At 63.8% G+C, this 16,551-nt stretch carries 17 protein-coding genes; 11 read left to right on the top strand and 6 right to left on the bottom strand.

Annotation, left to right across the window (positions count from 1 at the left end; all coding sequences use genetic code 11):
* Positions 1 to 22 precede the first annotated feature (22 nt).
* The 3 genes from HLH36_RS06195 to HLH36_RS06185 form a co-directional block, all read right to left on the bottom strand.
* Positions 23 to 358 carry a hypothetical protein gene (locus HLH36_RS06195; RefSeq protein ID WP_182965138.1) on the bottom strand — a complete coding sequence of 112 codons (336 nt, stop codon included), beginning with the start codon at positions 356 to 358 and terminating at the stop codon, positions 23 to 25.
* Between the two features lie 106 nt (positions 359 to 464).
* Positions 465 to 1,280 carry a family 1 encapsulin nanocompartment shell protein gene (locus HLH36_RS06190; RefSeq protein ID WP_182965139.1) on the bottom strand — a complete coding sequence of 272 codons (816 nt, stop codon included), beginning with the start codon at positions 1,278 to 1,280 and terminating at the stop codon, positions 465 to 467.
* A gap of 1 nt (position 1,281) precedes the next feature.
* Positions 1,282 to 2,334 (bottom strand): Dyp-type peroxidase, encoded by a 1,053-nt coding sequence (locus HLH36_RS06185; protein ID WP_182985754.1) that lies wholly within the window; start codon positions 2,332 to 2,334, stop codon positions 1,282 to 1,284.
* A gap of 338 nt (positions 2,335 to 2,672) precedes the next feature.
* Here HLH36_RS06185 and HLH36_RS06180 point away from each other — a divergent pair, with 338 nt between their 5' ends.
* From HLH36_RS06180 to HLH36_RS06130, 11 genes are all read left to right on the top strand, one after another.
* Positions 2,673 to 4,103, top strand: a complete 1,431-nt coding sequence (locus HLH36_RS06180) for a cytochrome ubiquinol oxidase subunit I (RefSeq protein ID WP_182985565.1) — start codon at positions 2,673 to 2,675, stop codon at positions 4,101 to 4,103.
* A 3-nt stretch (positions 4,104 to 4,106) separates the two neighbouring features.
* On the top strand, positions 4,107 to 5,126 hold the full coding sequence (gene cydB / locus HLH36_RS06175; RefSeq protein ID WP_182985564.1) for a cytochrome d ubiquinol oxidase subunit II: 1,020 nt from the start codon (positions 4,107 to 4,109) through the stop codon (positions 5,124 to 5,126).
* Positions 5,113 to 5,262 carry a DUF2474 domain-containing protein gene (locus tag HLH36_RS06170; RefSeq protein ID WP_182985563.1) on the top strand — a complete coding sequence of 50 codons (150 nt, stop codon included), beginning with the start codon at positions 5,113 to 5,115 and terminating at the stop codon, positions 5,260 to 5,262. The genes cydB and HLH36_RS06170 overlap by 14 nt, the downstream gene beginning before the upstream one ends.
* A 63-nt stretch (positions 5,263 to 5,325) precedes the next feature.
* Positions 5,326 to 5,775, top strand: coding sequence for a nitrate reductase associated protein (locus HLH36_RS06165; protein ID WP_182985562.1), 450 nt, complete (start codon positions 5,326 to 5,328; stop codon positions 5,773 to 5,775).
* 43 nt (positions 5,776 to 5,818) lie between these two features.
* The gene (locus HLH36_RS06160; protein WP_182985561.1) at positions 5,819 to 8,122 is read left to right on the top strand and encodes an FdhF/YdeP family oxidoreductase; all 2,304 of its coding nucleotides are present in this window, start codon (positions 5,819 to 5,821) and stop codon (positions 8,120 to 8,122) included.
* Positions 8,123 to 8,161: 39 nt separating this feature from the next.
* Positions 8,162 to 9,220, top strand: coding sequence for a GTP 3',8-cyclase MoaA (moaA, locus tag HLH36_RS06155; protein ID WP_275943768.1), 1,059 nt, complete (start codon positions 8,162 to 8,164; stop codon positions 9,218 to 9,220).
* 36 nt (positions 9,221 to 9,256) lie between these two features.
* On the top strand, positions 9,257 to 10,060 hold the full coding sequence (gene fdhD / locus HLH36_RS06150; RefSeq protein WP_182985560.1) for a formate dehydrogenase accessory sulfurtransferase FdhD: 804 nt from the start codon (positions 9,257 to 9,259) through the stop codon (positions 10,058 to 10,060).
* Between the two features lie 60 nt (positions 10,061 to 10,120).
* The gene (locus tag HLH36_RS06145) at positions 10,121 to 11,032 is read left to right on the top strand and encodes a LysR family transcriptional regulator (RefSeq protein ID WP_182985559.1); all 912 of its coding nucleotides are present in this window, start codon (positions 10,121 to 10,123) and stop codon (positions 11,030 to 11,032) included.
* 77 nt (positions 11,033 to 11,109) lie between these two features.
* Positions 11,110 to 11,601, top strand: a complete 492-nt coding sequence (locus tag HLH36_RS06140; protein WP_220792724.1) for an SRPBCC family protein — start codon at positions 11,110 to 11,112, stop codon at positions 11,599 to 11,601.
* Positions 11,602 to 11,670: 69 nt separating this feature from the next.
* The gene (locus HLH36_RS06135; protein ID WP_182985557.1) at positions 11,671 to 12,024 is read left to right on the top strand and encodes an ArsR/SmtB family transcription factor; all 354 of its coding nucleotides are present in this window, start codon (positions 11,671 to 11,673) and stop codon (positions 12,022 to 12,024) included.
* Between the two features lie 249 nt (positions 12,025 to 12,273).
* On the top strand, positions 12,274 to 13,185 hold the full coding sequence (locus HLH36_RS06130) for a LysR family transcriptional regulator (protein ID WP_182985752.1): 912 nt from the start codon (positions 12,274 to 12,276) through the stop codon (positions 13,183 to 13,185).
* Positions 13,186 to 13,210: 25 nt separating this feature from the next.
* On the opposite strand, the gene HLH36_RS06125 is transcribed toward HLH36_RS06130, so the two are convergent.
* From HLH36_RS06125 to HLH36_RS06115, 3 genes are all read right to left on the bottom strand, one after another.
* A complete protein-coding gene (locus tag HLH36_RS06125; protein WP_182965148.1) occupies positions 13,211 to 13,804 on the bottom strand; it encodes an NAD(P)H-dependent oxidoreductase in 594 nt (197 codons plus the stop codon).
* Positions 13,805 to 13,874: 70 nt separating this feature from the next.
* Positions 13,875 to 14,294 (bottom strand): SRPBCC family protein, encoded by a 420-nt coding sequence (locus HLH36_RS06120; RefSeq protein ID WP_182985556.1) that lies wholly within the window; start codon positions 14,292 to 14,294, stop codon positions 13,875 to 13,877.
* Between the two features lie 240 nt (positions 14,295 to 14,534).
* A complete protein-coding gene (locus tag HLH36_RS06115; protein WP_182985555.1) occupies positions 14,535 to 16,535 on the bottom strand; it encodes an FUSC family protein in 2,001 nt (666 codons plus the stop codon).
* Positions 16,536 to 16,551 lie beyond the last annotated feature (16 nt).

Genomic DNA, 16,551 nt, shown 5'->3' with positions numbered 1-16,551 from the left:
GGGGCCGGCGGCCGAAGGGGCGTCAGGTTTCGTCCTTCAGGGCCTTTTCCTCGTCCTGCCGGGTTGCGAAGGGGGTTTCCCGCTTGTCGTCCAGTTCGTTCATGTAGCCGCCCGGGTTGCCCAGATTCTCTTCCAGCCAGGCTTCCTCGATGGGCTGGCCGTTGGCGTCGAGGGGAACGGGCGGTTCCACCGGGATCTGCCCGGCGTCGGCATTGAGTTCCATCCCGATCAGGTCGGCGGCGGCTTCCTTGTAGGCCTCGGGGCCGGAGGCGGGCTTTCCGTCGGCGATCCACATCTCCTTCGCCTTGGCGAGAATGCGCGCGTCTCTTTCGGGAGAGGATTCCAGGGGGTTTTCCATTCCAATTATCCTCGCAAGGGGCTGTGACGGGGCGGCGGGTTCCTGCGATATGAAACGCTTCATGCCCATGTCCGTTGCCCGCGCCGTTTGGGCGCGGGTGCGGCGATCAGGCGGGGGCCTGTCCGGGCTGATCGAGGGCGACGGTTGCCTCGCTGGTCAGGACGCGGAAGACGAAGCTTTCCTGCAGGTACAATTCGACCGTATCCGCCGAGTGGGACAGGTAGCCGATCGAAAAATCCTGTCCGATATCCAGCGCCAGGTCGCCGCCGCGCGTCGAGACGACGAATGCGCCCTCGATGGCCGGGGCCCAGATGATCTTTCCGTCGATCATGCTCTCGATATGCTTGCAGACCGGATAGCCGTCATCGTCGCCGCCGCTGACATTGGCGAAGGCCTGGGCGCCGAGGACCACCGAATACGGGCCGTTCACGCCGGCCAGGCGCAGCGCGTTCAGGGCGTCGGCGATGGCATGAGGATAGTCCCGGGCCTGGGCGGGGAGCGTGAGATGGGCGTTGGACGTGCCGTTGCGGATGCCGGGGATGCCGGCCGCCGCGTAGCCGCCGAAGATCGCGCGATCCTCGGCGAAGGCGATCTGCTTCGCCGCGTCCTTGACGGGCTGCCAGTCGGAATCGAGCGATCCGCGCTCGACGGCATCGATTTCCGTGCGCAACAGCGTGAAGGGAACGCGCAGTTCCACCAGCGGCAGGACCTCGCGCCGCAGGGCGCGGATGCCGTTGCCGGGCGCGTCGATCAGCGTGCCGCGCCCGGTGCCGACGCCCGCGAAGGCGGTCCCCCGCGGTTCCGACGTGTCGACGACGCGGCGGCCGGCCAGGTGGCGACGGATGGTGCGTGACGCCTCTTCCTCGATCTGCGCCCAGGCGGCGCTGGAGATGGGGGCGAGATGTCTGTGGAGATTGTTCATGTCAGATGTCCTTCCTTAAGGAGCCGATGCCCAGCGAGCCGTCGTGCGGGCCTGTGCCGTGCCGATCGGGGGAGGAGGCAGGGAGGGAGGGCTGGTCGTCCGGGCTGGAGGCCCCGGGGGCTTCGGCGTCCATGTCCGGCGCGTTATCCAGGAATTCGGCGGTGGGAATGAAGAACAGGGCCCCGGTCACGGCCGTGCTGACATCGAGGAGCCTGTCGTAATTGCCGGGCGGCTTGCCGACGAACATGTTCCGCAGCATCTGCTCGGTGCGCGCGGGGGAGCGCGCATAGCCGATGAAATAGGTGCCGAACTCCCCCTTGCCCACTTCGCCGAAGGGCATGTTGTCGCGCACGATCTGCAGTTGCTGCCCGTTCTCCTCGATATTGGTGAGGACGTTATGGGCATAGCTGGGCTTGGCTGCGTCGGCGAGTTCGATGTCCGATACTTTTCGACGGCCGATGATATGTTCCTGCACTTCGGTCGGGATGGCATCCCACTTCCTGAGGTCGTGCAGGTATTTCTGGACGATGACATAGCTGCCGCCGGCGAAGACGGGGTCTTCGTCGCCGACGATGGCCGCGTCGATCGCGACCTGGCCGGAGGGGTTTTCGGTACCATCCACGAAGCCGAGCAGGTCGCGTTCGTCGAAATATTTGAATCCGTGGACTTCATCCACGACCTTGCCGGCGCCCTCCAGCCGGGAGACGATGGAAGAAGCGAGTTCGAAGCAGAGATCCATCCTGGCCGCGCGGATATGGAAGAGCAGGTCGCCCGGCGTGGCGGGGGCGTGATGCACGCCCCGGATTTCCTGGAACGGATGCAGGTCCCGGGGGCGAGGGGTGCCGAAGAGTTGATCCCAGGCGTTCGAACCGATGCCGGTGATGCAGCTTAACCTCCCGTCGGGGACCCGGAATCCGACACCGCGCACGAGAGAGGAGAGATCTCCCAGAAGATCGCGGACCTGCGTGTTGATCGAAGGGCTCTCGCTTAATGTCGCAACAAGGAAAATGGCTGCCTGGGTCAGCTTCGTACCAACGGGTTGCGGTGTGGCCAACGGACTGAAACTCCCTGCGGGCGGGCTCGTATAACGATTGCGGACGCTCAGCATAGGCAGATGATCGTTCATGACAAGATATCGGGATGAACTAAATAACCAGGATGGTCACACATTACTGATCGTTATGCATGTGGTGCATAATGCCATAAGCAAAAGGTCTTGGACGCCCCGCCGCTCGCGTGATCTGGCTGGGATGCTGGAACATCGTGGCAGGTCCTGCAGGACAAAATAACAGGCACGGCGGTCGCCCGTGGCGGGAAGACTTCATCACGCTTCATTCCCCGGAATCCGTTGCCTGACGCAGACACCGATGTCGGGCTTTTAGGAAGGTATTGATGCAGACCGCTGCCCTTGCGCTGATCCTGGCGCGTTTTCAGTTCGCCTTTACCGTGGGCGTTCATATCATCTTCCCGGCCTTCTCCATCGGGCTGGCGGCCTATCTGGCCGTTCTGGAAGGGTTGTGGCTGAAAACCGGGCGCCAGGTCTTTCTCGATCTGTATCGCTACTGGATCAAGGCCTTTTCGATCGTCTTCAGCATGGGCGTCGTGTCCGGACTGGTCATGTCCTACGAATTCGGGACCAACTGGTCGGTCTTTTCGAAGAAGGCCGGGCCGATTACGGGCGTTCTCCTGTCCTACGAGGTCATGACCGCCTTCTTTCTGGAAGCGGGTTTCCTCGGCGTCATGCTGTTCGGCATGGGCAAGGTCGGGCGGGGGCTGCATTTCGCCGCGACCTGCTGCGTTTCGGTGGGGACGCTGATTTCGATGACCTGGATCCTGGCATCGAATTCATGGATGCAGACCCCGCGCGGCTATACGATCGATCCGGCCACCGGGCGCTTCATGCCCGACGACTGGCTGGCCATCATCTTCAATCCGTCCTTTCCGTTCCGGCTGGTCCATATGGGGCTGGCGGCGTTTCTCTCCGTCGCGTTCGCCGTGGGGGCGACCGGCGCGTGGCACATGCTGAAGGCGCGGCGGGCGGGAGCGATCGCGAGCGAACCGGTCCGGGTGATGTTTTCCATGGCCATGTGGATGGCCGCGATCGTGGCGCCGCTACAGATCCTGGCCGGTGACGCGCATGGGCTGAATACGCTGAAATACCAGCCGGTGAAGATCGCCGCGATGGAAGGCGACTGGGAGACCGAGGGACGGGCATCGGAACTTCTGTTCGGCATTCCGAACATGGAGACGGAGCGGACGGATTATGCCGTGAAGGTGCCGCTGCTGGGCTCGCTGATCCTGACGCACAGTCTCGACGGCAAGGTGCCGGGGATGAAAGATTTCCCCCGCGACCAGCGGCCGCCGTCGCCGATCATCTTCTTCTCGTTCCGTATCATGGTCGCCCTGGCCTTTCTGATGGCGCTGGTGGGGTTCTGGTCGCTGTGGCTGCGCCGGACCAGCGCCCTGTTCACCAGCCCGGTCTTTCATCGCGTGGCGCTGTGCATGGCGCCTGCCGGCTTCATCGCGCTGCTGTGCGGATGGATCACCACCGAGGTCGGGCGGCAGCCCTGGACGGTCTATGGTCTTCTGCGGACGTCCGAGAGCGTTTCGCCGATCGTCCTGTCCAGCATGGCGGTGACGCTGGCGGCTTTCGTGGTGGTCTATGTGATCGTGTTCGGATCGGGTCTGGCCATCCTGCTCCGCCTGCTGGGGCGCGCGCCGGAGGAAGGCGAGCACGATCCCAGCCCCGCGCACCCCGCCGACGTGCTGGCGACGCACACGCATCCGGGGATCGCCGGCCCCATTCCCGCCGAAGGAGCCTGAGCCATGATGGATTTCGCGTATTGGCTCCCGATCGTGTGGGCCGTCATCCTGGTCGCCGCGATTACGATCTACGTCATTCTCGACGGGTTCGACCTGGGGATCGGGATGCTGTTCGCGCTGGAACGCGACCAGGGGCGGCGGGATGTGATGGTCAATACGATCGCGCCCGTGTGGGACGGCAACGAGACGTGGATGGTCCTGGGGGGGGCCGTGCTCTACGGGGTCTTTCCGGGGGCGTATGCCACGCTGCTGCCGGCGTTCTACCTGCCGATCGTGCTGATGCTGCTGGCGCTGATCTTTCGCGGGGTGGCGTTCGAATTCCGCATCATGACGCGGGGAACCGCGCGTGAGGGGCTGTGGGAGACCGCTTTCATGGCCGGGTCCGGCATCGCCGCCTTCACCCAGGGGGCGATCCTGGGAGGGGTGATCCAGGGCATTGCCGTGACCGATGGCGCCTTCAGCGGCGGCGCGTTCGACTGGCTGACGCCCTTCAGCGTCCTGTGCGGGCTGGCGGTCATGTGCGGATATGCCCTGCTGGGCGCGACCTGGCTTGTCTGGCGGACGACCGGCGTGCTGGAGGCATCGTGCCGCAAATGGGGGCGGTGGCTGGCTGCCGGGCTGTTCCTGGGCATCGTGGCGGTCAGCCTGTGGACGCCGCTGCTGCATGCGCCCTATCTGCGGCGCTGGACCGGCTGGCCGAACATCCTCTTCGTCGCGCCGGTGCCGGTGCTGGTCGTCGTGCTGGGCATTTTGCTCGGCACGGGATTGCGTCGCGGCCATTCGCGGGTGCCGTTCCTGTGTGCGCTGGGCTGGTTTTTCCTGTGTCTTTCCGGTCTCGGGATTACGGTCTGGCCGTATGCCGTGCCGCCCAGCCTGACGCTGTGGGATGTGTCGTCGCCGCCGTCGAGCCAGTTCTTCCAGCTTGTCGGCACCGCCATCCTGCTGCCGATCATCCTGACGTACACGATTTATTCCTACCGTGTGTTCCGCGGGAAAGTGACGGAAGCCGATGGCTATCACTGAGATCGTCAAGGGCAATGGAGACGATGCGCCGAAGCGCCTTGGCGCGCGGATCGGGTGGTTCGTTGCCATCTGGGCGCTCAGCACGGTGGTGTTTTTCGCGATGGCGTCGCTGCTGCACCTGCTTGTTCCCAAATAAACGGGGCGGCTCTTCGCATTTTCGACTGCTTCGACTGACAGAAGAAGTTCCGGACCTGGTTCGATGATTTTTGACTTTGAGAGTGACTTCGCGGGCTCGCTGCGCTGTATCCCGATGATCGCACGGCAGAAGCTCGATATCGCCGGCATAAAACTGAGCCTGCGGCAATGGAGCCGCTTCTCCCGCGAAGAGCGGGGGCAGCTTGCCGACCTGCCGTGCGAGACCGTCGCCGAACAGGCGGCTTATCGGGCGCTGGTCCTGCATCTGGTTGCGATGCGGACCGATGAGCCGCCACGCCCGCTTGTCGTGGATGGCTTTGACGACTGGCGGGAGGCCGACCGGATGCCGGAGGCCGTGCGGATGCAGGCCGAGGCGGACGGCGTGGCGCCCCCGACGCCGGAGCAATGGTCCATGTTGACACCGCTGCAACGTTTTGCGCTGATCAAGCTCGCGCGCTCGCAGCATGAGAATGAGAATTTCGTGCCGGCCCTGAGAGAGTTCGGCGTCCTGTGACGGACGCGCGTATTCCAGGAAGCGGCCTTGGGAGGTTGATGTCATGAGCAAAGAAAAGCCGTCCGAGTTCAAGCCCTATCATCATCCGGCCGGCGGCTGGGGAGCGGCGGGCGCGACCGCGAAAGTGCTGATGGAGCAGAGCGTGCTCGTCAAAGGGTCGCGCGGGCTGCTGGCCATGAACCAGCCGGGCGGCTTCAAATGCCCGAGCTGCGCGTTTCCGGACCCGGACCATCGCAAGACGCTGGAATTCTGCGAGAACGGCGCCAAGGCGCTGGCGCACGAAGCGACGAAGGCGCGGGTGACGCGTGAATTCTTCGACAGATACACCGTCACCGAACTGATGGAGAAGAGCGACTACTGGCTGGAGATGCAGGGGCGCCTGACCGAGCCGATGCGCTATGATGCCGCCACCGACAAATATGTGCCCGTCGCGTGGGATGATGCCTTTGCGATGATCGGGCGGCACCTGCAGGCGCTCGACAGCCCGCACCAGGCGGAATTCTATACGTCGGGGCGCACGGCCAACGAGACCGCGTTCCTCTATTCGATCTTCGTGCGCGAGTTCGGCACCAATAATTTCCCCGACTGCTCGAACATGTGCCACGAGCCGACCAGCCGCGGGCTGCCGGCGTCGATCGGGATCGGCAAGGGTACGATCGTCATGTCGGATTTCGAGCATGCCGACGCGATCTTTGTCATCGGGCAGAATACGGGCACCAATTCGCCGCGCATGATGACCAACCTGGTGGAGGCGAGAAAGCGCGGTGTGCCGATCGTGCTGATCAACCCGATGCCGGAACGCGCGCTGATCCGCTTTACGGAGCCGCAGGATGTGCTGCAGATGGCGACGTTCGGTTCCACCCCGATTTCCAGCGAGTTCGTTCATGTGCGGATCGGCGGGGACCTGGCCATCTTCAAGGGGATGATGCGGGCGCTCTTCGAGGCCGAGGAGCAGGGCGAGCGGGTGCTCGACATGGCGTTCATCCAGCAGCACACGGCTGGCCTGGATGCGTTGCGTGACGATGTGATGGGGTGTTCGTGGGCGGATATCACCCGGATCTCGGGCGTGTCGGAGGAGCAGATCCGGCGGATTGCGGAGATCTATAAAAGATCCAAGGCGACGATCATCTGCTATGGGATGGGCCTGACGCAGCACCAGGAAGGGTCGCGCCTGTTGCAGCAGGTGGCGAATCTGCTGCTGCTGCGTGGCAATTTCGGCAAGCCCGGTGCAGGCATTGCGCCGATCCGCGGGCATTCGAACGTGCAGGGCGACCGCACCGTCGGCATCGACGAGAAGCCGACGCAGCGTTACCTGGATCGGGTCCGCGATGCATTCGGCTTCGAGCCGCCGCGCGCGCATGGTCACCATGTGCTTGAGGCGCTGGAGGCCATGGAAGCCGGGACCGCCAAGGTCTTTATCGGCATGGGCGGGAATTTCATCCGGGCGGTGCCGGATACCGATCGCTCCTATGAGGCGATGCGGAAGCTCAACCTGACCGTCGGCATCGCGACCAAGCTCAATCGCGGGCATCTGGTGCATGGCAGGGATGCCCTGCTGCTGCCGGTGGTGGCGCGATCGGAGATCATTCGCACGGCAGCAGGCGAGCAGTTCGTGACCATCGAGGATGCGATGGCGAATGTGACGGCTTCGCGTGGCGTGTTCGAGCCCGTCACCGAGCATGTGCGGCCGGAGACGGAGATCGTATGCCGGATGGCCATGGCCACGTTGCCCCATTCGAAGACGCCCTGGGCGCGCTATATGGTCGATTACACGCCGATCCGCGACAAGATCGCCGAAGTCTATCCGGAGATCTATTCGGATTTCTCGGAGAAGATCAAGAATCCGAAAGGCTTTCACCTCGACATTCCGCCGCGTCGCCTGGTGTGGCAGACGCCGAACGGCAAGGCGAATTTTCTCGTGCTGCCGGGGCTGGAGGTGAATGTTCCGGTCGAGGATAGCGCGATGCTGCGTCTGGCGACGATCCGGTCGCATGACCAGTACAACACGACCATCTACAGCAATAGCGACCGCTATCGCGGCGTCTACAATAACCGGCTGGTGATCTTCATGAACAAGGAGGACATGAAGGAACGCGGGCTGGAGAACGGCGCGGTGATCGGGCTGGAGACCTATAGCGATGACGGGTTCCGGCGTTATGTCGATGGGTTGACCGTGATCGACTATCCGATGTCGCGTGGTGCCATCGCGGGTTATTATCCGGAACTCAATCCGCTGCTGCCGCTCGATTATTTCGATGAGATCAGCGGAACGCCGGCTGCCAAGTCCATTCCCGTCAAGGTGGTGGAGAGTGTCGCATCGGCGGCGCCGATCAGGATTGCCGGATAACCGTCGATCGCCGGCCTGTGGGTGGATGAGAGTTTCCTGATGGACATGGATGCGCCGCTTGCGGACCGGATCGGGCGCCCGATGCGGGATCTGCGGATTTCGGTGATGGATCGGTGCAATTTCCGGTGTCCGTACTGCATGCCGGAAGCGACCTATCATGAGGGATTCCGCTTTCTGGCGCCGCGTGAGCGGCTGGATTTCGACGAGATCGCGCGTGTCGCGCGGGTTGCGGCGGGGCTGGGCGTGACCAAGCTGCGCCTGACGGGGGGCGAGCCGCTGCTGCGCCCCGGCCTGCCGGATCTGGTCGCGCGGCTGGTGCGGGTGCCGGGCATCGAGGATGTCGCGCTGACCACCAATGGCGTGCTGCTGGCACGGTCGGCCGCTGCCCTTCGTGCGGCGGGCCTGCATCGCGTGACGGTGAGCCTCGATAGTCCCGATGCGGCCGTGTTCGCCCGGATGAGTGGCGGGCGCGCGGAATTGCCGACTGTGCTTGACGGGATCGGGGCCGCGCGGGCGGCTGGGTTTCCGGGCGGGCTGAAGATCAACAGCGTCATCCAGCGGGGTGTGAACGATTCCGGTATCCTGGATCTGGCGGCGCGTTTTCGCGGCACGGATATCGTGCTGCGGTTTATCGAATATATGGATGTGGGAACCCGTAATGGCTGGGAGCGCGCCGATGTCGTGCCCTCACGCGAAATACTGGGGCGAATCGATGCGCGCTGGCCGTTGATGCCCCTGTCGCCGAACTATCGCGGCGAGGTGGCGCGGCGCTATCGCTATGTCGATGGGGAAGGCGAGGTGGGGTTCGTTTCCTCGGTCAGCGCGCCGTTCTGCGGGGATTGTTCGCGCGCGCGGCTTTCTTCAGACGGAAAGCTCTATACCTGCCTCTTCGCGGCCGAGGGGACGGATTTGCGGGCGATCCTGCGTGAGGATGACACCGTGCAGGGCGATATGAAGCTGCGCGCTACGTTGTCAGGCATCTGGCGCGGCCGTGCGGATCGCTACAGTGAGGAGCGCGCGATTCCACGCGGGTGCAGCGCCGTGAAGGGAAAGGCCCGGGCGGCGGAGAAAATCGAAATGCATTATATCGGAGGCTGAACGGCCGGTGCGGCCGATTCTGGCAAGGTTGGCGGGATGTCCTCTCTCTTTCACCGATTGCGGGTTACATCCCTGGGCCAACCGGACCGGGCGTTCGACCTGAACGTGGCCGATGAGGTGCCGGTCCGGCTGATCTTCAACGGGATCTTTTCCTATGGCGTCATGATGATGACGCCGGAGGATCTGGAAGATTTTGCAGTCGGCTACTGCCTGACGGAACAGATTGTCGGCGCCTCGGCGCAGATCCGGTCGATCGTCGTGGCGGAAACGGATGACGGCCTGACAGTGGATGTCTCGATTGCCGGAGACGCGTTGACGTCGCTGATCAGGCGCGGGCCGCGGGCCCAGACCGGGCATTCGAGCTGCGGGATCTGCGGCAGCGATGCGGTGCCGTCCTGTGATGCCATCGGGGCGCCGGTACTGGAGCCGGGGCCGGTGGTTTCGATCGAGGCGGTGCGGCGTGCGTTGAACGCGCTTGGCGAATGGCAGACGCTGAATGCGGCGACGCGGATGGTGCATGCAGCCGCCTGGGCCGATCGCGACGGCCATATCCTGATGATTCGCGAGGATGTGGGGCGGCATAATGCGCTCGACAAACTGATTGGCGCGCGGGCGCGTGGCGCCGAAGACGCGGGTGAGGGATTTTGTCTCCTGACCAGCCGCTATTCGTTTGAAATGGCCCTCAAGACGCTGCGGAGCGGGATCGCGATCGTCGTCGCGGTCTCGGCCCCGACCTATCGGGCCTGCCGGCTTGCTGAAACGATGAAACAGACATTGATCGCCATTGCGCGACGTGATCGACAGGTCCTGTTCTGCGGCGGGGAACGACTTGTGCAATAAGCGGGCGCCGGGCGGAAAGTGCGCGCACGGCGGCGTCGGTTTTGAATGAGAAGACGATAAATGTTTCTGAGGCAGCTTCATTATCTTCGGGAAATCGACAGGCTGCGGAGTTTTTCGAAGGCCGCGGATGCGTGCAACGTCTCGCAGCCCGCGCTTTCACGCGCCATCAGGCAATTGGAAGACGAGCTTGGGGTCGTTATCGTCGATCGCAAGAAGAAAGTCTTCGGCCTGACGGCTGAGGGTACGCGCATACTGAAATGGGCGCATGATATCCTGCGCAGCGTGTCGGAGATGCGGAATGAGGTTTCGCTGTCGCGGCAGGAACTGGTGGGATCGGTCAAGATTGGCGTCATCCCCACCGCCGTGCATATCGTTCCGATCCTCCTGGAAGCAATCAAGGAGAAAATCGGCGATTTTTCGAGCGATGTCGCCGTTCTTCCGAATGCGGACATTATCGGGAGGCTTGCCAGCAAGCAGCTTGATATCGGGATCATGTATTATGATCAGTGCCCGCAGGCGCAGGCTTTTACGGTCCGGGCGCTTTATGCGGAAGAGCAGGTCCTGGCCGGTACCACGGCGTATGTCTTTCCCGACCAGGGGGAAATCAGTTGGGAGGAGGCCGCGACATTTCCGCTCGCCCTGCTCAGTCGCGGCATGCGCTGTCGCCAATTGGTGGATATCGGGTTTCAGACCGCCGGGGTGGAACCGATCATTCGTCTGGAGACCGCGTCACTGGAATTGATCCATGCCGAAATCATGCGTGGCGCCATGGCGACCATCCTGCCGCTATCCTCTTTTCCGCTGCGGGTGCCGCCGGCCGGTCGCCTGCAGATGCGCCGGCTGGCCGGTTTTTCGCCGGGGGCGATCGGGTTGGTGCGGTTGAGCGAACAGCCGCCTTCGCCTTTCTTCGCGCGCGTCTGGACAGTCGCCCTGGAAACGGATTTTCGGGAGCAGCTTGGCAGTCTGTGCTGATCGTATGTCGAAGCGCAACAATATGGTTGCGCTTCGACGCCTGCGACAATAGGGTTCGAGCAACTGAGAGGTTGCTCATGGAGACGAACAGGATCGAAAAGACGGTCGTGCTGAAGGCGACGCACGACCGTGTGTGGCGCGCGATCACGGATTCCACCCGTTTCGGCCAGTGGTTCGGTGTGGAGGTCGATGGCCCCTTTATCGCGGGGCAGGAGGCGATCGGGCGGATCGTTCCCACCCAGGTCGACCCGGATGTCGCCCGCATGCAGGAACCGTATCGCGGCACTCCCTGGCGTGTTCACGTCGAGCGGATCGAGCCTATGCGGCTGTTTTCGTTCCGCTGGCATCCATATGCCATCGATCCGGCCCATGATTATGCCGCCGAGCCGATGACGCTGGTTACGTTTGCACTGGCGGAGGTGGAGGAGGGCATCCGGCTTACCATTACGGAGACGGGTTTCGACCGGTTGCCGTCTGCCCGGCGAGCGGAGGCGATCAAGGCGAATGATGGTGGCTGGGCGCATCAGGCCAGGTTGGTGGAGAGATATCTCGCCCTGGGAGACGAATGACACTCTGTTTGAAAAACAGGCTTGCCCGCCAAGGGTGTTCTTACGAATGACCCCAAAGAAAGCGCGCTGATGGAAAGCGGATATTGTTCGGACAATCTGCAATCCGCAGTGCCGGTTTTTGCGGCTCTGGGCGATCCGGTCCGCCTGTCGATTGTCGCGCGGCTGAGCGAAAACGGGCCGCTGCCCACCGTCCAGTTGAAGGACGGCACGGGGGGGATCACGCGTCAGGGCATCAACAGGCATCTGCGCGTGCTGGAAGATGCCGGGCTGGTGGAAAGCGCGCGGGTTGGCCGGGTTCGACAATGGCAGTTACGGGCGCAACAGATCGCGATCGTCCGCGAGCATCTGGACCGGCTGTCGGCAGTGTGGGATGCCCGTATCGAAGGGCTTCGGGCGTTCGTCGAGGACGGCGACGAGCGATAGGGGGGTATTCCTTCTCTTCGGAACCGCGTGACCGCCAGGCAATGAGGCTGTCGGTCACGATCTTGCCGCAGTTCGCAATATTGCCAGAGGTAAATATTGCGATGATGCATCTTGTGGCGGCGCGTTTGAGTTTTATTCCTCAATATTCCTGAGGACGGATTGCAGCGGATTGTATCGAAGAGGCCGTGATGCTGGCCCTGTCCCGGTCATGCCGTTATCTTCGACAGGAATTCACAGATCGGAGCGATGATGGATAACCGGGCGGGAGAGATGCTGGTCTTTGTCCGGGTCGCGGAGTCCGGTAGCTTCTCCGAAGCGGCGCGGCAGCTTCTGATGACGCCATCGACGGTCAGCAAGCTGATCGCGCGCATGGAAGATCGCCTTGGTGTGCGGTTGGTCGAGCGGTCGACGCGGCGGCTGTCACTGACCGACGAAGGGCGTCTCTTCCATGAGCGGAGCGGTGCCCTGCTGGCGGAACTGGACGATATCGAGCGCGAGGTCGGTCAGGGCGGCAAGGGGGCCGGTGGCACGATCCGCGTCAATGCGTCGGTGGCATTCGGTGTGCTGGGGATCGAGCCGCTGTTGCCTGCGTTCTGGGAAACCTACCCGAACATGGTGGTCGATCTGTCGCTGTCGGACGAGATTGTCGATCTTTATCTTGATCGCGCCGATATCGCGTTCCGCGTGGGTCCGCTCGCGGACAGCAGCCTGCTTGCGCGCAGGATCGGGGTCGCACGCCGGAAGATCGTCGCCGCCCCGGCCTATCTTGAACGCCATGGGACGCCGCTCACGATCGGAGATCTCGACCGGCATAACTGCCTTGGGTTCAATTTCCGGCGTGCGGCCCCGATCTGGCCGCTGAAGGATGGCGGACGGATCGTCGATCGGATGGTGGGTGGAAACCTGCTGGCCAATAATGGCGAAACCGTCAGGCGGCTGGCGCTGGCGGGAATGGGGCTGGCCCGTCTGGGCGATTACCATGTGCGGGAGGATATCCGCCACGGCCGGCTGATCGAAGTGCTGGGCCAGGCCGGCCATGGCGACGAGGAAGAGGTCCATGCGCTCTATCCGGGCGGCCAGCGCATGCCGCAGCGCATTCGGCTGTTCCTGGATTTCATGATTCCGCGTCTGCAGATCTTCATGCGGAACGACCCTGCGTGAAACGCGGGGCCGCCCGTCCGAGCGCTCAGGCCTCGCCGAACGCCAGGGTTTCCGCAAGATGCCGACGATAGCGGTGGGTGGTCGTGTCGATTGCGGGGGCCTTCATGACGTCCGAGGCCAGGAAGGTCGGGAGGGGCGACATGGCGAGGAACTGATTGGCCTTGTGGAAAGGAAAATAGACGGCATCGACGCCCCTGCCTTCGAAGAACTGCGCGGAGTCGAGGAAGGCCTCCTCCGGCGCATTCCAGGTCAGGGAGAGCATGTAATGCTTGCCATGCAGCAGGCCGCCTGAGCCGTATTTGCGTTCCGGATGCGCCCGGCTGCGGCCATCGTTTGCGTAAAGCGCGCCGTGGCCGGCGGTGAAGACCTCATCCATGTATTTCTTGACGATCCATGGCGCGCCCATCCACCAGCCCGGCATCTGATAGATGACCAGATCGGCCCACAGGAAATTCCGGACTTCCTCCTGGATGTCGTAGCCGGAATCGATTTTCGTCTGGCGGATGGCGAAGCCGGCGTTCGACAGGGCCTCGACCGCTACCGCATGGAGCGTATCGTTCAGGCGGCCGTGCGAATGTGCGAAAACCTTCCCGCCGTTCAGAAGGAGGATGTTTTTCATGCTCGGTTATCCTGTCGGTGATTTCAGCAGCGGATGATCGTGATGAGTGGACTGGAGGATGCCGCGACGGTCAGGGCATGCCTTCCAGCAGCTTCTTTGCGTGTGCGAGTGCCGTCGTATAAGTGGCGTGATATCGTGCGGCCGCGTCTGCTTCACTCAGGCCCACAGGCACGAAGCGGCTACCCCAGCTTACGATGCAGCGGTCGGGACCATGTTCGGCGACGGCGACCTGGCCGACATAGTGTTCGACCGGGTCTGGCCCGCTGATATAGGCGTAGGAATAGACGCGCTCGCGGTCATCGAAGCGGAGCAGGCGTTCCACGATGGTTATGTCTTCTGCAACGGTCAGGCGCCGGACGCGCCCGCCCTCTTCCAGCGTGCTGGTCCGGATCATCGGTATCCACAGCGGAAGGCTGTCAAAGCCGCCGAGCAGGGCCCAGGCTGTGTCGGCGCTGACCGCGACGTCCATCTGGCTGACGATTTCGACCATGCACCTCTCTCCCCTGTTCCGCCGGATGGGCACCGCACATAAACGGCTCCCGGTTTCCTGCACGTACAGGGCGCCTTCGGGCGGGGCTATGGCCTCTGCCGTCACAACGCTTGTGAACGAAATTCAGGAATGGCTCGCAGGATAGGTCTCGGGCGCCGAGCGTCAGCCCGTCCTCGTCCTTGATCTTGTCATCCAGCGTCTTCCTGTTGAGCGCCTTATCAAGTATCCGGCGCGGCAGGTTCAGTGCGGTCGCCTGAGGAACAGCAGCATTTCGCGCAGATGGTCGCCGGCAGCCGATGGGGCGGACAGCAGGTCTGAAAAATGCCGCAGGGCCGTCTGGTAGGTCTGTGCGGTCGGGGCTGGAGTGTGGTCCGTCGTGCGTTCCAGCCAGCTTGTGCTGGCGATGCCGGCCTGCTGGCGCAGGTGGAAGAGGATCTCCATGCAAATCTTCAGGTTTTCCGAACGGCGGAGGCCTTCGAGGCTGGTCTGCTGGCAGAGGATCTCGGCTCTGTTGGACGTGGTTCCGGCCGCGCGGCGCGCCTGCTCGGTTTCGTCGCGGGTGCCGTTGCCGCTGGTGGCAAGAGCGGCATAGCGGAGATTGGCCAGGAAGGCGCGGCTGACCAGGGTGGGGAGCGAGGCCGTGGATTTTTCCGGCCATAGCAGAAGACAGGCGGCCATGCCGACCAGGCTGCCGATGATGTTGTTTTCGGCGCGGGCAAAGCCGAGCCACCAGCCGGTGTCGGAGCCGACGAGGTCGGTGACCAGGACGAAAAGCTGGGTCATGAAGGTCACGCACAGCGTGTAGTTGACGCTGCGCAGCGCGATGGTGGTGGCCGATAACGGGAAGACAAGGAGCAGAACCAGCCATTTCGGACACAGCGTGCCTGCGATGGCGGCGAGGATGCCGCCGGCGACGCTGCCGGCGACGCGCTCGATGGTGCGGGAGAGGGTGGTGCTCCTGCCCGGTTGGGTGACGACGACGACGGCCATCATCGCCCAGTAGGCATAGGGCAGGTGGAAGGCGAGCGTCATGCCGAAGGCGGCCAGAACCGCCACGGACAGGCGTGCGGCGTGACGGATGAAGATCGGGCTGAGTGGCTGCGACGGCGTGGCAAGGGCGGATGGCGTGGTGCCGTGCAGGGACTGGTCCTTGCCCAGCCAGGCGGTCTGCAGGTCGGTCAGGGCAGCGGCATTCCAGGCGGCGGCGCGAGTTGACAGGGTTTGAGGGTGGGTGCCGAGGCGGCCGAGCGCGCGGATATAGGGGCCGATGCTGCCCGGGGCATGGCGGCCGGGCGGGATGTCCCGCGCGATGCGGCGGAGGGCGGCGGCGGTGATGCGGATGACGCGGGTGGTCTGGGGTGGCAGCGGGGCGGAGAACGCCGCATGTTCGAAGGCGATGAGGGCGACGAAGATGCGGTCGGCGGCCTCGACGGCGGGCAGAAGAGTGGCGCGGGCCGGACTGAGTGGCGCATCACTGGAGAGTTTTTCGACCGACGAGCGGGCCTGTTCGATGCGGTGGCGGATGTCGCGGCGCCAGGCGCTGAGTTCCTTCTGCTGGGTGAGAAGGCTGGCTGCCTGAAGGTGCGGGAGGTTGAGCAGTCGGAAGGCCATGCTGGCCTGTTCGCGAAACAGGGCGGCGCAGGCCTGTTTCTGCGGGGTGCTGGGGTCGACGGGCCAGGCCAGCAGGCAGATGAGCATGGCCCACAGGACACCGAGGGAGAACAGGGCGGCGAGGGTGACGGCCCCCGTCGGGGTCTGGGGATAACAGATGGCGACCACGGCGACGATGGCAGCGAGGACGCTGACCTGGGTGGCGGCCGCCCCTCGGGCGCGGGCAAGCCCGCACAGGAAAACGCACAGACCCAGGCCGACGAAGGCGGCGGCGGTGCTGTATCCCGCCAGGGCGGATATGGTGCCGGTGATGAACGCGCCGGCCAGGCCGAAGGATGTCAGGGCCCTGATCCTGCGGCGGAGAAGGCCGCCGGGGTCTGCGAGGCAAGTCCAGAAGGCGGCGAAGGCGGACCAGGCCATGAGGGGCATGTCGAGATGCCGGGCGACCAACATGACGGTGCTGACGGCGACGCCGGCCCGTAGGCCCTCGCGGATGGCGATCTGTTCCGGCGCGATGGCAATGGCGCGCGCGCCCAGCCAGTGCGTGACGATAGAGGGCGTCAGGCTGTGGGCGAGCGCCTTCAGAAAGCGTGGCTTGCGGGGAAGAGGGGGAAAGAGACTGTTTTTCATGGGCCGGCGCAGGAAG

The sequence above is a fragment of the Gluconacetobacter aggeris genome (assembly GCF_014174395.1).
In the GTDB taxonomy this organism is placed as follows: Bacteria; Pseudomonadota; Alphaproteobacteria; order Acetobacterales; family Acetobacteraceae; genus Gluconacetobacter; species Gluconacetobacter aggeris.
Note: the sequence above shows the minus strand (reverse complement) of the source record. Positions and strands in the feature narration are given on the sequence as shown.

Coding starts and splice junctions, on each gene's coding strand:
- fdhD (WP_182985560.1), top strand. CDS start 9,257: ATGTCCTCTCTCTTTCACCGATTGCGGGTTACATCCCTGGGCCAACCG.
- HLH36_RS06165 (WP_182985562.1), top strand. CDS start 5,326: ATGATTTTTGACTTTGAGAGTGACTTCGCGGGCTCGCTGCGCTGTATC.
- HLH36_RS06140 (WP_220792724.1), top strand. CDS start 11,110: ATGGAGACGAACAGGATCGAAAAGACGGTCGTGCTGAAGGCGACGCAC.
- HLH36_RS06120 (WP_182985556.1), bottom strand. CDS start 14,294: ATGGTCGAAATCGTCAGCCAGATGGACGTCGCGGTCAGCGCCGACACA.
- HLH36_RS06145 (WP_182985559.1), top strand. CDS start 10,121: ATGTTTCTGAGGCAGCTTCATTATCTTCGGGAAATCGACAGGCTGCGG.
- HLH36_RS06160 (WP_182985561.1), top strand. CDS start 5,819: ATGAGCAAAGAAAAGCCGTCCGAGTTCAAGCCCTATCATCATCCGGCC.
- HLH36_RS06135 (WP_182985557.1), top strand. CDS start 11,671: ATGGAAAGCGGATATTGTTCGGACAATCTGCAATCCGCAGTGCCGGTT.
- HLH36_RS06195 (WP_182965138.1), bottom strand. CDS start 358: ATGGAAAACCCCCTGGAATCCTCTCCCGAAAGAGACGCGCGCATTCTC.
- HLH36_RS06125 (WP_182965148.1), bottom strand. CDS start 13,804: ATGAAAAACATCCTCCTTCTGAACGGCGGGAAGGTTTTCGCACATTCG.
- HLH36_RS06180 (WP_182985565.1), top strand. CDS start 2,673: ATGCAGACCGCTGCCCTTGCGCTGATCCTGGCGCGTTTTCAGTTCGCC.
- moaA (WP_275943768.1), top strand. CDS start 8,162: ATGGACATGGATGCGCCGCTTGCGGACCGGATCGGGCGCCCGATGCGG.
- HLH36_RS06170 (WP_182985563.1), top strand. CDS start 5,113: ATGGCTATCACTGAGATCGTCAAGGGCAATGGAGACGATGCGCCGAAG.
- HLH36_RS06115 (WP_182985555.1), bottom strand. CDS start 16,535: ATGAAAAACAGTCTCTTTCCCCCTCTTCCCCGCAAGCCACGCTTTCTG.
- HLH36_RS06130 (WP_182985752.1), top strand. CDS start 12,274: ATGGATAACCGGGCGGGAGAGATGCTGGTCTTTGTCCGGGTCGCGGAG.
- HLH36_RS06190 (WP_182965139.1), bottom strand. CDS start 1,280: ATGAACAATCTCCACAGACATCTCGCCCCCATCTCCAGCGCCGCCTGG.
- cydB (WP_182985564.1), top strand. CDS start 4,107: ATGATGGATTTCGCGTATTGGCTCCCGATCGTGTGGGCCGTCATCCTG.